13 protein-coding genes are annotated in these 13,434 nt (G+C 73.7%); 8 read left to right on the top strand and 5 right to left on the bottom strand.

Annotated elements, in window-relative coordinates; genetic code table 11:
• Positions 1 to 8 precede the first annotated feature (8 nt).
• The 4 genes from EUS26_RS03460 to EUS26_RS03445 all read left to right on the top strand — a co-directional run bounded on the left by EUS26_RS03460 (position 9) and on the right by EUS26_RS03445 (position 4,034).
• A complete protein-coding gene (locus EUS26_RS03460) occupies positions 9 to 461 on the top strand; it encodes a MarR family winged helix-turn-helix transcriptional regulator (protein WP_130011784.1) in 453 nt (150 codons plus the stop codon).
• 54 nt (positions 462 to 515) lie between these two features.
• Positions 516 to 1,910, top strand: coding sequence for an LssY C-terminal domain-containing protein (locus EUS26_RS03455; RefSeq protein ID WP_130011783.1), 1,395 nt, complete (start codon positions 516 to 518; stop codon positions 1,908 to 1,910).
• Positions 1,911 to 1,981: 71 nt separating this feature from the next.
• Complete coding sequence (locus tag EUS26_RS03450) at positions 1,982 to 2,977, top strand: GTP pyrophosphokinase (RefSeq protein ID WP_130011782.1); 996 nt, start codon at positions 1,982 to 1,984, stop codon at positions 2,975 to 2,977.
• A 19-nt stretch (positions 2,978 to 2,996) separates the two neighbouring features.
• On the top strand, positions 2,997 to 4,034 hold the full coding sequence (locus tag EUS26_RS03445) for an alcohol dehydrogenase catalytic domain-containing protein (RefSeq protein ID WP_130011781.1): 1,038 nt from the start codon (positions 2,997 to 2,999) through the stop codon (positions 4,032 to 4,034).
• 44 nt (positions 4,035 to 4,078) lie between these two features.
• Here the strand turns inward: EUS26_RS03445 and EUS26_RS03440 are convergent, their stop codons facing one another.
• From EUS26_RS03440 to EUS26_RS03425, 4 genes are all read right to left on the bottom strand, one after another.
• On the bottom strand, positions 4,079 to 4,600 hold the full coding sequence (locus EUS26_RS03440) for a hypothetical protein (RefSeq protein ID WP_130011780.1): 522 nt from the start codon (positions 4,598 to 4,600) through the stop codon (positions 4,079 to 4,081).
• Positions 4,601 to 4,693: 93 nt separating this feature from the next.
• The gene (locus EUS26_RS03435; RefSeq protein ID WP_130011779.1) at positions 4,694 to 5,554 is read right to left on the bottom strand and encodes an SDR family oxidoreductase; all 861 of its coding nucleotides are present in this window, start codon (positions 5,552 to 5,554) and stop codon (positions 4,694 to 4,696) included.
• Positions 5,555 to 5,586: 32 nt separating this feature from the next.
• The gene (locus tag EUS26_RS03430; protein WP_130011778.1) at positions 5,587 to 7,782 is read right to left on the bottom strand and encodes a catalase; all 2,196 of its coding nucleotides are present in this window, start codon (positions 7,780 to 7,782) and stop codon (positions 5,587 to 5,589) included.
• Between the two features lie 125 nt (positions 7,783 to 7,907).
• Positions 7,908 to 8,153, bottom strand: a complete 246-nt coding sequence (locus EUS26_RS03425) for an antitoxin (protein WP_130011777.1) — start codon at positions 8,151 to 8,153, stop codon at positions 7,908 to 7,910.
• Between the two features lie 151 nt (positions 8,154 to 8,304).
• Here EUS26_RS03425 and EUS26_RS03420 point away from each other — a divergent pair, with 151 nt between their 5' ends.
• Positions 8,305 to 9,267, top strand: a complete 963-nt coding sequence (locus EUS26_RS03420) for a TIGR03557 family F420-dependent LLM class oxidoreductase (protein WP_130011776.1) — start codon at positions 8,305 to 8,307, stop codon at positions 9,265 to 9,267.
• Positions 9,268 to 9,699: 432 nt separating this feature from the next.
• Here the strand turns inward: EUS26_RS03420 and EUS26_RS03415 are convergent, their stop codons facing one another.
• Entirely contained in the window at positions 9,700 to 10,563 is an 864-nt protein-coding gene (locus tag EUS26_RS03415; RefSeq protein WP_130011775.1) for a LysR family transcriptional regulator, read from the bottom strand.
• A 68-nt stretch (positions 10,564 to 10,631) separates the two neighbouring features.
• On the opposite strand from EUS26_RS03415, the gene EUS26_RS03410 reads away from it, so the two are divergent.
• The 3 genes from EUS26_RS03410 to EUS26_RS03400 all read left to right on the top strand — a co-directional run bounded on the left by EUS26_RS03410 (position 10,632) and on the right by EUS26_RS03400 (position 13,427).
• Entirely contained in the window at positions 10,632 to 11,552 is a 921-nt protein-coding gene (locus tag EUS26_RS03410; RefSeq protein ID WP_238148791.1) for an EamA family transporter, read from the top strand.
• 70 nt (positions 11,553 to 11,622) lie between these two features.
• Positions 11,623 to 12,075: an SRPBCC family protein gene (locus EUS26_RS03405; protein WP_130011774.1), complete on the top strand. Its 453-nt coding sequence runs from the start codon at positions 11,623 to 11,625 to the stop codon at positions 12,073 to 12,075.
• Positions 12,072 to 13,427, top strand: a complete 1,356-nt coding sequence (locus EUS26_RS03400) for a dihydrolipoyl dehydrogenase family protein (protein ID WP_130011773.1) — start codon at positions 12,072 to 12,074, stop codon at positions 13,425 to 13,427. Before EUS26_RS03405 ends, EUS26_RS03400 begins: the two co-directional genes overlap by 4 nt.
• Positions 13,428 to 13,434 lie beyond the last annotated feature (7 nt).

The following is a 13,434-nucleotide window of genomic DNA, read 5'->3' as shown; positions in this document are numbered from 1 at the left end:
GTGACGGGATGACCGGATGGGAGGCACCCCTGGAGGGCGGCAGCCTCGCTGCGGCCCTGCTGCGGGCGGCCGACTGGTTCAACGACGCCCTGCTGACGCGCCTCCACGACGCCGGGTGGCCGGCGTTGTCGCGCGGCCACGCCCAGGTCTTCGTCAACCTCGGCGAGGACGGGTCGACTCCGGCCGAGCTCGCCCGCCGCATGGGGATGACCCGGCAGTCGGCGCACGCGCTGGTCCGGGACCTCGCCGGCCTCGGCCTCGTCGAGCTGGTCGGCCACCCCACCGACGGCCGCAGCCGCCTCGTGCGCCTCACCGACCAGGGCGAGGAGCTGGTCGGCGTCGCCGTGGCCACGCTCGCCGAGATCGAGCAGGTGCTGGCGGGTCGCATCGGGACCGACGGCGTGGCTGGTCTGCGCACCGCGCTGGCGCGCGAGTGGGGGGACCCGCCTTCCGGGCCGTAGGGCCCGGCTGTCGACCTGGTGCGCGGAGGCGCCCCCGCGCCCTACGCTTTCGTCGTGCCCACCTCGCGGCCACGGCCCCGGTACCGCAGCGACCCGACCAAGGTCAGGGTGGACAGGCACGGGCCGAACGGGCTCGCGGTGGTGGTCGACCGGGCGCTCTTCGTCTTCGGCGCCGTGTATGCCGTGTGGTTCGCCGTCCTGCTCCTGCGGCTCAGCCTGGACCTGGACTGGTGGCACCTGGCCTACCTCGTGGCGTTCTGGGTCATCACCGCCTACCTGGCCCTGCCCCGGTTGCACCGGGTGCTCACCGAGATCTACGTCCCGGAGTACTTCATCGGCCGCGTCCACACGGCCGACGGCCTGCTCGGGGACCCGGTCAACCTCGCCCTCCGAGGATCGGCCGAGCAGGTCGACACCGTCATGCGTCAGGCCGGCTGGGTGGTCGCCGACCCCATCACCCTGCGGACCTCCTGGCGCATCATCACCGGCTCGGTGACCCGGCGCTCCTACCCTCGGGCGCCGGTGAGCTCGCTGTTCCTCTTCGGTCGGCAGCAGGACGTCGCCTTCCAGCAGGAGGTCGCCGACAGCCGCGCCAAGCGCCACCACGTGCGGCTCTGGCGCTGCCCGGCGGGCTGGTTCCTCCCGGGCGGTCACCAGGTCGACTGGGTGGCGGCCGGCACCTACGACCGGGCCGTCGGCCTCTCCCTCTTCACGCTCCAGGTCACCCACAAGATCGACGCGGACACGGACGCCGAGCGCGACTACATCGTGGACACGGTGCGGGCCACCGGCCTCCCGGTCAGGGTGGAGGTGATCGAGGACTTCTCCACCGGCTACCACCACCGCAACGGCGGGGGCGACGCCATCCACACCGACGGCGACCTGCCCGTCCTCGACGTCTCCGCCGTGGGCGTCCCCGAGGCACCCCCCGCCCCCGAGCCGGAGGGTGCTGTGGCGTCCTGGACGAGCCGGGCCAGCGCGGAGCTCCAGGACAACAGCGCGGTGCCCCCGCGGCCCGCGGTCTTCCTCGTGGCGGTCGCGGCGATCGCCACGGGGGCCCTGCTCCAGGTCGGCAGCGTGCTCGGCACCGGCGTGCCGGACGACCTGCGCACGGGCACCACGCCGGACAACCGCTTCCTCCTGGCCACGTTCACGGCTCTGCTGCTCGCCGTGGTGCAGGTCCCCATGCTCGTGCTCATCCTGCGCGGGCACGCCTGGGCCCGCTACGTCGTGCTGACCGCTCTCACCGTGGACGGCGCGGCCACGATGCTGAGGCCGGCACGGGAGCTGACCGCCCTCGGTCCGCTGCAGCTCCTCCTGGTGTCGACCTCCATCGTGGCCCTCATCGCCCTCTCCGACCGGTCGGCGTCGCGCTGGCTGGCCGCCCTGCGGGCCGACCGGCACCAGCGTCGGGCCCGGCGGCGCGCAGCCCGTCGACGGTCCGTGTGACCGGGTCCCCGCAGCCGGCAGGTCGCACCCACCCCTGGGCGTCCGCACCGCGCATACGGCAGGCTGGGCCCGTGTCGAGCAACCAGTCGGTCCGGATCCGCAGGGCGGTGACGCGGTATGCCGCGGGGCACGAGGCCCTGCGCGCCGCCACCGACTCCTACGTCGCGCTGGTCACCCAGCTGCTCGACGACGCCGGCATCAACTACCTGGCGGTGACCGGTCGGACCAAGTCGGTGGAGTCCTTCGCCGGCAAGGCCGCCCGGCGCACCAGCACCGGGCGGCTGGCCTTCCCCAAGCCGCTCACCGACATCACCGACCAGATCGGCGTGCGCGTGGTGACCTACGTGCAGGACGACGTCGACGCGGTGGCCCAGCTGCTCGACGCCCAGCTCGAGGTCCGCGACGACCGTGACATGGGCCAGGAGACCGCGGCCGAGGGCCGCTTCGGCTACGCCAGCCGCCACCTGCTCGTCGCCCTGGACGACGAGCGGGCCCGGGCGGCCGGCATACCCCCGGGGCGGCCGGCGTCGGTCCAGATCCGCACCGTGCTCCAGCACGCCTGGGCCGAGTTCGAGCACGACATCCGCTACAAGGGGTCGGTGCCGCAGGAGCACGCCCACGACTTCGACCGGCGGTTCACCCTCGCGGCCGGGCTGCTGGAGCTCGCCGACCAGCAGTTCTCCGCGATCCGCGACCGGCACCGCCGCGAGCTGACGTCGCCCCCGGACGTCGCGGACGACGACCCGCGGATCGGCGCCACCGACCTCGCCGCCTTCCTCGCCGGCCAGTTCACCGAGGCCGGGTGGTCGCGCACCGACCACTACACGTGGATCAGCGGCCTGCTGCTCGAGCTCGGCGTCACCTCGCTGGCCGAGCTGCGGGACGTGCTCCGCGACGTCGACGACAACGCGATCGACGCCCGGATGGGCTACCGCTACCCCCCGGGTGCGGTGCGCCGGCTCGACGACTCGCTGCTCTCGGTCTACGGGGAGCGATACGTCGGGCTGCACGGCAACGCCCACCGCCACGACCTGCTGACCGCCAGGCTGGCGCGGCTCACCGGTTGAGCGCTGCCAGACTGGCGGCATGCGCGCCATCGTCCTGTCCTCGGCCCGTGCGACGCCGGAGGTGCGGGAGATCCCGGAGCCGGTCCCCCCGCCGGACGGTGTCGTCGTGCAGGTGCACGCGACCGGGCTGTGCCGCAGCGACTGGCACGCCTGGGCCGGCCACGACGACATCGCCTTCCCGCACGTGCCCGGTCACGAGCTCGCCGGGGTCGTCACCGACGTGGGTGCGCAGGTGCGACGGTGGCGGGAGGGGGACCGGGTCACGGTGCCCTTCGTCTGCGGGTGCGGCCGGTGCCACTGGTGCCGCACGGGCCAGGCCCAGGTCTGCCCGGACCAGCAGCAGCCCGGGTTCACCCACGACGGGTCGTTCGCCGAGCAGGTGGCCCTCCACGCGGCCGACACCAACCTCGTGGCCGTCCCACCGACGATCGAGCTCACCACGGCGGCGAGCCTGGGGTGCCGGTTCGCCACGGCATACCGGGCCGTCGTCGACCGGGCACGGGTGACGCCCGAGGAGTGGGTGAGCGTCGTCGGCGCCGGAGGTGTCGGCCTCAGCGTCGTCATGGTCGCCCGGGCGCGGGGGGCCCGCGTGGTCGCCGTCGACCGCAACCCCCAGGCGCTCGCCGTCGCCGCCGGGCTGGGGGCCGAGCACACCGTCCTCGCCGACGGCACCGACGTCCCCGCGGCCATCCACGACCTGACCGGCGGCGGCAGCCACGTGACGGTGGACGCCGTCGGCAGCGAGCAGACCTGCCGCGACGCCCTGCTCGGGCTGCGTCGGCGCGGGCGCCACGTCCAGGTCGGGCTGCTGCCGGGGGTGGTCGGCCACCCTCGGGTCCCGCTGGAGCGGGTCATCGGGTGGGAGCTGGACCTGCTGGGCAGCCACGGCATGCCGGCCGTCGACTACCCGGCGATGCTGGCCCTCATCGAGCAGGGCTCGCTCGCGCCCGAGCGGCTCGTCGAGCGCACGGTCGGGCTGCAGGAGGCGGCGGAGCTGCTCCCGGTGTTCGACACCGCCGTCGTCGCCGGGATGACGCTCATCGACCCACGCCGCTGACGACGGCGGTCCCCGGCGGGCCGGTGGGTGACGACGGGGCGTGGTCAGCCGTTCTGCGGCGGCTCGTCCAGCTGGGCGACCATGATGTCGAGCCCCTGCCGGGCCGACTGCTCGGCCTGCCGGACCCGCTCGTGCATCTGGCGGGCCGCCTCGAGCGCCAGGACGGCGCGCCGCTCGGCCTCCCGACAGGCCTCCACGCCCTGCTCCTGCTCCCGGCGGTCGGCGGACCGGTCGTCGTGGTAGCGCTGGACCTCCGCCGCCGCCAGGTCGACAGCCCGGTCGACGAGGAAGCGGTAGGACGCGCGCACCTTCTTCTCGGTGGTCTTGCGGGCGAGGCCGTCCACCTCCTCCTGCACCCCCTGCCGCATGAACGGCAACGGGTCCGAGGTGTAGGCCGACTCCTCCACCGCACGCTCGGCCGCGGCCAGTCGCTCCCGGGCGTCGGCCAGGCCACGCTCGGCCTCGCGCACCGCGGCGGTGGCTGCCTCGAGGTGCGGCCCGAGACGCGAGTCGAGCGCGTAGGTCAGCTGCTCGCGCTCCCCTGGGTCGAGCCCGTCCGCCACCATCGCTGCGCCTCCTCCGTGTCCCGGTCGCCCCACCTTCTCATCCGGGAGCGGTCGGGATCGAGGCCGCCGAGACGGAGGACCCTGCTGCGGGGCTCAGAAGACCGGCTTGCCGCCGGTCACCCCGAGCACGGTGCCGGAGACGTAGCTCGCCTCGTCGGAGGCCAGGAAGACGTAGGCCGCCGCGACCTCGACCGGGTGACCGGCCCGACCCAGCGGGGTGTCCGAGCCGAAGCCCTCGACCTTGTCCGCGGCCATGGTCGACGGGATGAGCGGGGTCCAGATCGGCCCCGGCGCCACGGCGTTCACCCGCACGCCACGCTGCCCCAGCTCGGCGGCCAGGTTGACCACGAGGTTGTTGAGCGCGGCCTTGGTGGCGGCGTAGTCGAGCAGGTGGTCCGACGGCGAGTAGGCCTGGATGCTGGTCGTGACGATGACCGACCCGCCGGGGCTCAGCTCGTCGGCCAACGCCCGCACCAGCCAGAACGGCGAGAAGACGTTGGTCGCGAAGGTCCGCTCGACCTGCTCGGGCGGGAAGTCCTCGAGCAGGTCGTGGGTCATCTGGTAGGCCGCGTTGGCGACGAGCACGTCCAGCCCGCCGAGGGCCCCGACGGCGTCCTGCGCGACCTGCTCGTTGGCCTCACGGTCCCGCAGGTCGACGGGGAACAGGTGACACGTGCCCCCGGCCTCCTCGACCAGCTGCCGGGTGCGCTCGGCGTCCGCCTGCTCCTCCGGCAGGTGCGCCACCGCGACGGCGGCGCCCTCCTTGGCGAAGGTGAGCGCGACGGCCCGCCCGATCCCGGAGTCGCCGCCGGTGATGAGCGCCCGGCGCCCCGGGAGGCGGTCCCGGCCCGTCCAGGAGTGCTCGCCGTGGTCGGGCTGCGGGTCGAGGTCGGCGACGGTGCCGGGCCAGTCCTGGTGCTGGCCGGGGAGCGAGGACAGGTCTGCTCGGGTCATGGTTCTCCTCCGTGCGGACGGGGTGGTCGGCTTCAGACGTCGCGGGCCCAGTGGCGCAGCGCGCCGCAGGCCTCGAGGAAGTCCTGGGACGTGGCGTCGCTGAGGTCCAGGCACGCCTCGTCGAGGCTGCCGTCGATGCCACCGGCCCGCAGCAACGCCTGGGCGCCGGGCAGGTGGCCGATGACCTTGTAGTGGCTGAAGGCGTCCGAGACGAAGTCACGGGTCGCGGGGTGCCCGGCGAGCTCGTCGGCGGCACCGTCCGCGCCCAGCAGCGCTACGGCGTCGAAGAGGACCGAGGGTGCTCCGTCGATCTTGTGGTCCACCGGTCGGCGCTCGCCGTCGGCGAGGGTGACCCCGCCGACCTTGAGGCCGATCGTCTCGACGAGGGCACCGCCCTGCTCGAAGGTCTCGCGCAGGCCGTCCAGGACCTGGGCGTCCACGCCGTCGGTGACGAGGACCCCGAGCTTGCGTCCGGCGAAGCTCTGCGGTGCCCGCGACATCATGCTCAGTGCCGGCGAGTCGGGCAGGTCGTGGTTCGGCTGCGCGTGCGGCGGCGTCGCCTCGGGCAGGTCCATCCCCAGGCCGTCGGCGACCGCTGCGGCGAGTCCCTCGTCGACGTTGCGCAGGTTGGCCACCACGCGGGTCCGGATCTGCGGGATCTCGCACTTGGAGAGCTCGAAGACGAAGGCCATCCGGATGTGCTGCTGCTCGGTCGCGCTCTGGCTGCGCCAGAACTGCCCCGCCTGGGAGTAGTGGTCGGCGAAGGACTCCGGGCGGACGCGACGGGTGTCGCCGCTCTCGTGCCGGGCCACGCTGCGGTAGCCCCGCTCGGCGTCGGCCCGGGGACCGGCCGCCGCCCCGGTGAAGGAGTTCGGCTCGTAGGTGGCACGGCCGGACTGCGCGCCGGTCTGCATGTGCCCGTCCCGCTGGAAGTGCGCCACCGGGCACCGGGGGGCGTTGATGGGCAGCTGGGTGAAGTTGGGGCTGCCCAGCCGCTTGAGCTGGGTGTCCAGGTAGGAGAAGTTGCGGCCCTGCAGCAGCGGGTCGTTGGTGAAGTCGAGGCCGCGCACGATGTTCTGGGTGCAGAAGGCGACCTGCTCGGTCTCGCTGAAGACGTTGTCCACCACCCGCTCCAGGCGCATGGTCCCGATGACGCGCAGCGGCACCTGCTCCTCCGGGATGATCTTGGTCGAGTCGAGCACGTCGAACTCGAACTGGTCGGCGAACTCGTCGTCGAAGGTCTGCACGGCGAGGTCCCACTCCGGCAGGTCCCCGTTGTTGATGGCCTGCCACAGGTCACGGCGGTGGAAGTCGGGGTCGGCCCCGTTGATCTTCACGGCCTCGTTCCACACCACGGACTGCAGGCCCTGCCGGGGCACCCAGTGGAACTTCACGTAGGTGCTGCGGCCGTCCGCGTCGACCATCCGGAAGGTGTGCACGCCGAAGCCCTGCATGAAGCGGAAGGACCGTGGGATGGTGCGGTCCGACATCTGCCACAGCAGCATGTGCGTGGACTCGGGCATGAGGCTGGCGAAGTCCCAGAAGGTGTCGTGCGCGGACTGGGCCTGCGGCCAGCCGCGGTCCTGCTCCTCCTTGACGGCGTGGACGAGGTCGGGGAACTTCACCGCGTCCTGGACGAAGAAGACGGGGATGTTGTTGCCGACGAGGTCCCAGTTGCCCTCGTCGGTGTAGAACTTCGTCGCGAAGCCGCGCACGTCGCGCGCGAGGTCGAACGACCCCAGGTTGCCCGCGACGGTCGAGAAGCGGACGAAGACCGGGGTCTGCTTGCCCGCCTCGGCGAAGAGCGAGGCGCAGGTCAGGTCGGAGAGGTCCTCGGTCGCGGTGAACGTGCCGTGCGCGCCGTACCCGCGGGCGTGGACCACCCGCTCCGGGATGCGCTCGTGGTCGAAGTGGAAGATCTTCTCGCGCAGCGCGAAGTCCTCGAGCAGGGTCGGGCCGCGGTCACCGGCCTTGAGAGAGTTCTGGTCGTCGGCGAGCGGCACCCCTTGTGCCGTGGTCAGGACCTCCTGGTCGGGTCCGGGCTGCTGATGCAGCTCGCCCCCCTGCCCCGGCTCGGTGCGGTCGGTGTAGAGCGCGTTGTCGGCGGCCTGCCCCGCGGTGCTGGGGCTCGGCGGGCGGGGCACCTCCGGCGCCGGGGGGTAGGAGGGAGCTGCCGGCTCGTGCCGGTGCGCTGCGGGGACGGTGGCGTCGTGCTCGCTGGGGCCCATGGCGGTCTCCTCGGGGGTCGGGCGTGCGTACGCGTCGACCTCGGCAGCCGGCGACGTGGAACTCCCTCGACGCTAACCACCCTGAGGGGGGTCCCGCGCGCTCATCCGCCACGCGCGGGCGGGGCTCAGGGGCGTGAGCCTCCCGGCCGGTCCTCGTCGCCCGGGCCGGGGCGGCCCTCGTCACCCAGGGCCGCCTGACCGGCCTTGTCGGAGACGGAGCGGATCTGGCTGGTGTACTTCCCCTTCGTCTGCCGGTCCGCGAAGTCGGCGGCCTTGTCGAGGTAGGACTGCGTCTTCTGCGGGTCCTTGCGGGCGAAGCGGCGGGCCGCGTCGGCGGCGGCGCCCAGGGCGGCGATCTTGCGGAACGGCATGTCTCGTCCTCTGCTCGGGGTATGGCGGACCTGTCACCGCTTCAACGTCCCGGCGCCGCGGTTGTTTCCGCACAGGCCTTCACCGCACGCCCCGCCCAGCCCCGTGGCGGCACGCCGCGCGGCCGGGGGGCGCGGCTCATAGGCTGGAGCCATGCAGATCGGATTCAAGCTGTTCGCCGAGAACTTCTCTCCCACCGAGCTCGTGCGGCAGGCCGTGGAGGCCGAACGGGCCGGCTTCGACTTCGTCGAGATCAGCGACCACTTCCACCCCTGGCTGCCCGAGCACGAGCACTCGCCCTTCGCGTGGTCGGTGCTGGCCGCGATCGCCGCGTCGACCGACCGTCTGCGCATCGCGACCGGGGTGACCTGCCCGACGATCCGCTACCACCCGGCGATCATCGCGCAGGCCGCGGCGACCACCCAGATCCTCTCCGGGGGCCGCTTCACCCTCGGGGTGGGGTCGGGCGAGCGGCTCAACGAGCACGTCGTCGGTCAGGGCTGGCCCGAGGTGCGCGACCGCCACCAGATGCTGCGCGAGGCTCTGGAGATCATCCGTCTGCTCTGGCAGGGCGGCTACCACTCCTACCGCGGGGAGTTCCTCACCATCGAGGACGCCCGCGTCTTCGACCTGCCCGAGACGTTGCCGGACATCGTCGTGGCCATCGGCGGACCACAGGCGGCGCGCGTGGCCGCGGAGCAGGGCGACGGGATCTTCGCGACCGACCCGGACGCCTCGCTCATCGAGGCCTTCGAGCAGGCCGGTGGGTCCGGCCCGCGCTACAACGAGGTGCCGCTCGCCTGGGCCCCGGACGAGCAGACAGCGGCCGAGTCGGCGCACCGGATGTTCCGCTTCGGGCTCGGCAGCTGGCGGGTCAACAGCGAGCTCCCCAACCCGCCCCACTTCGACGCCGCCACGCAGTTCATCACCCCGGACTCGATGCGCGAGGTCTTCGCCTGCGGCCCCGACGTGGAGCGCCACCTGGAGGTCGTGCGGCAGTTCGCCGACGCGGGCTTCGACCACCTCGCGCTCATCAACGCCGGGCCGGACGTCGACGGCTTCATGCGGTTCTTCAGCGAGGAGCTGCGCCCGCGGCTGCAGGACCTCTCGGCCTAGGTGTCCTGACCGGACAGGTCGGTACACCTGGGGCGACCCCTCGGGGCGGGCAGGTGGGGACGCGAGCGCACCGAGCTGCAGGCCGTCACCCACCTGGATGTCCCCGCCACGTGCGTCACGTGGGCACCACGCGCAGCACGCTGCGGGGGAATGTGCATCCGCCCGGGAGACAACGCGCGCGGATGGCCATATCCCGGCAGCCAGTGGCTCGTGAGGTTCGTGAGGCTGCAGCCGAGCGGCCCTGCGCCGGCCGCGGTGGCTCGGCGAGGCTCAGCCGACCCGACTGCTGAGCCGGCGACGACATGCCCCCGTCATGCGCGACCAGGCTCTCAGGCCTCGATGACGCAGTCCCCCAGTGGTGTGGAGCAGCACAGCAGGACCTCGTCCGCCGCGGCCGGTCGGGGCTGACCACGCTGGGCCGCACCACCCGGGTCAGGCGCCGTAGGCTGCGCGGCCCAGCTCCAGGAGCTCCTCGAGCACGCTGGGCGGGTCCTCACGCCACCAGATGAGCAGCACCTCCACCGGTGGTGCGTCGAGGACCGGCCGGAAGACGACCCCGCGGCGGGAGTACTGCGCCGCGGTCGCCTCCGAGGTGAGGCCGACGGCGTGACCGGCGGCGATGACGGTCAGCCACTCGTCGGTGCCCCGCACCAGGCGGTAGTCACCGGGGGCCTGGTCGGGTGCCCAGAGATCGGTCGTCGTCGTGCCGGTCGAGGTGTCCAGGGCGACGGTCCGGCTCGTGAAGTCGGCCATGCGCAGGCTGCGCCGCCGCGCCAGCTCGTGCTCCGCCGGCAGCGCCGCCCGCCGCGACTCCCGGCCGAGGACCGCCGTCGCGATCTGCGAGACCCCCGGGTCACGGCGCACGACCGCCAGGTCGACCGTCCCCTCGTTGAGCCCGGCGAAGCGGGTGGCCGTGTTGACGAAGGTGAGCTCGGAGCCGGGGTGCCGGCGGGTCCACTCGCGCTGCACGGTGGCGGTGTGCTCACCGAGGGCGGCCCACGCATACCCCACCCGCACCTCGCGCCCCTCGTCGTGCGCGGCGCGGACCACGGCCCGCGCCTCCTCGACGCTCGCCCGGGCGTGCCGCAGCACCCGGCGGCCGGCCGTGGTCACGGTGACCACGCGTCCACCGCGCGCCAGCAGCCGCACCCCGAGCGAGCGCTCCAGGGCGCCGACGTGACGGGAGACCGAGGCCTGGGTGGTGCCCAGGGCGATGGCGGCGTCGGTGAAGGTGCCCTCCTCCACGACGGCGAGGAAGGAGCGCAGGTCGCGCAGCGAGACCTCCGGTGTCGGCATACGACAAGTGTATGCAGCGTGCGCGTCGTGCATTTCTCGTATGCCTCGGCGGTCAGCAGACTCGGGGCATGTCCGTCAGCCAGACCCAGCCCGCCCCCGCCCCCGTGGCCGACGCGCCCGTGGCCGACACGCCACGGAGCACCAGCCCGCGCGACGTGCTGCTCATGCTCACCGCCGCCACGAGCACGCAGATGGGCGCGGCCTGGGGCAGCCACGCCTTCACGGCGATCGGCCCGGCCGGGGTGGTCGCGGTCCGTCAGCTCGTGGCCTCCGCGGTCCTGCTGCCGCTCACCCGGCCGGACGTCCGGCGGCTGACCCGCGGACAGTGGGTCCGGGTGGCGTGGCTGGCGGCGATGTTCGCCGGGATGAACCTCGGCCTCTACGCCGCCGTCGACCGCATCGGCCTGGGGCTGGCGGTCACCCTGGAGTTCCTCGGGCCGCTGGCCGTCGCCCTGCTCGGGTCGAGGTCGGTGCGCGACCTGGCGCTGGCGGTGCTCGCGGGGGTGGGTGTCTACGTCCTCGTGCTGCCGGGACCGAGCAGCGACGTCCTCGGCATCGCCTTCGGGCTGGCCGCGGCGGCGTGCTGGGGCGGCTACATCCTCGCCAACCGCTCGGTGGGCGCGGCGCTGCCCGGTGTGCAGGGCACCGCGCTCGCGACCGCGGTGTCGGCCACGGCATACCTCCCGGTGCTGGTGTGGCTGGTGGCCGGTGACCGCTTCACCGCGGCGGCGCTCGGACTCGCCGTGGTAGCGGGTGTCCTGTCGACGGTGGTGCCCTACACCCTCGACCTGCTGGTCCTGCGGCGGGTGCCCGCCGCCGTCTTCGGGGTCGCCATGAGCGCCCACCCGGTGCTCGCCGCGCTCGTCGGCATGGTCCTGCTCGGGCAGTTCCTCGCCGTGCACGAGTGGGTCGGGATGACGCTCGTCGTCCTCGCCAACGCCGTGACCATGGCCGCACGGGGCCGGCCGAGCCGATCGCGGTCCCGGTGAGCACCCCGGTGTGTCGCGTGCCTGCTCCCTGCGGTCGACAGCACTTCCCTCCGACCGCTTGACTGAGCCCATGGACGAGGAAGTGCAGATCGTGTCCGTCAGCCGTGAGGTCGCCGCTCCGCCGGAGGCGGTCTTCGAGCTCATCGCCACCCCGGCGCAGCACGCGGCGTGGGACGGCAACGACAACGTGGCCGAGGTGGTGCACGGCGACCGGGTGCGGGCGGTCGGCGAGGTGTTCGCGATGCGCGTGACGAGCGGCAAGGTCCGTGACAACCACGTGGTCGCCTTCGAGGAGGGCAGGCTCATCGCCTGGCGGCCCGCCAGCGAGGGCAAGGACCCGGCGGGGCACGAGTGGCGGTGGGAGGTCGAGCCGGTCGGCGACGGCGCCAGCCGCGTCACCCACACCTACGACTGGACCGAGCTGACCGACGAGTCCCGGGTGGAGCGGGCCCGCGCCACCGGCGAGGCCCAGCTGCAGGCCTCGCTGGACCGGCTCGCCAAGGTCGTCGAGAGCGCGACATGAGTCGGCAGGACACCACCGACCACGACGTCGTCGTCATCGGCGGGGGCCCCGCCGGGGAGAACGCCGCCGACTACGCGGCCCGCGGCGGGCTCGACGTCGTGGTCGTGGAGGCCGAGCTGCTCGGCGGTGAGTGCTCCTACTGGGCCTGCATGCCGAGCAAGGCCCTGCTCACCCCGCTCGACGTCGCCGCCCAGGCGGACCATCTCGGCGGCCTGGAGGCGCCCGCCCTCGACCGGGACGCCCTGCTCGACCGACGCGACTCCTTCACCTCCGACTGGGACGACGAGGGCCAGGTCGACTGGGCACGATCGGCGGGGTTGAGCATCGTGCGCGGGCGGGGACGTCTCACCGGCGAGCGCGAGGTCACCGTGGGCGACCGGGTGCTCCGGGCCCGTCGCGCGGTGGTCGTGGCCACCGGGAGCGAGGCGGTCGTGCCCGAGGTCTACGCCGAGGTCGCGCCGTGGACCAGCCGCGACGCCACCGGCATCCACGAGGTCCCGGCCACGATCGCGGTCGTCGGCGGAGGTGTCGTCGCGTGCGAGGCCTCCCGCTGGCTCGCCGCCCTGGGCGCCGAGGTGACGATGCTCGTCCGGGACGACCGGCTGCTGGCGCGCGCGGAGGACGTCGCCGCCGAGATCGTGGCCACCTCGCTGCGGGACGCCGGCATCACGGTGCGCTTCGGGGTCGAGGTGGGGTCGGCATACCGGGACCCGCCGCTCACCACCGCGGTCGGCCATCCGCGCGGCACCGAGGTCACCCTCGTCGTCGACGGCGGGGAGGAGAGGTATGCCGAGGTGCTGGTGGCCACCGGTCGGCGTCCGGCGCTGCGCGACCTGGGGCTGGGGTCGGTCGGGGTGACGGTGCCGGAGCGCGGCGGCCTCGCCGCGGAGCACCTGCCGGACTGGTTGCAGGTCGTCGGAGACGCCTCCGACGGGGCGCCCCTGACGCACTGGGGCAAGTACCAGGCCCGGCTCGTCGGCTCCCGGCTCGCCGGGACACCGCTGCGCGAGCCCGACGAGGTCCCCGTGCCGCAGGTCGTCTTCACCGACCCGCCGGTCGCGTGGGTGGGGCGCACCAGCGCGGAGGCGCCCGACGCCAGGGTGCTGGACGCCGACATGTCGGCCGTCGCCGGTGCCTCGCTGCAGCGCGACGACGTCACCGGGTGGGCGCGGCTCGTCGTCCAGGACGACCGCCTCCTCGGCGCGACCTTCGTCGGACCGCACGCCGGCGAGCTGCTGCACGCGGCCACCGTCGCGATCGTCGGCGGGGTGCCGCTGAGCGTGCTGCGCCACGCGGTGCCCGCCTACCCGACCGTCAGCGAGATCTGGCTGAGGCTGCTGGAGCAGCACTGAGCCGAGC

The organism is Serinicoccus sediminis, assembly GCF_004153545.1.
Taxonomy (GTDB): domain Bacteria; phylum Actinomycetota; class Actinomycetes; order Actinomycetales; family Dermatophilaceae; genus Ornithinicoccus; species Ornithinicoccus sediminis_A.
This window is presented reverse-complemented; position numbering and strand designations above follow the sequence as displayed.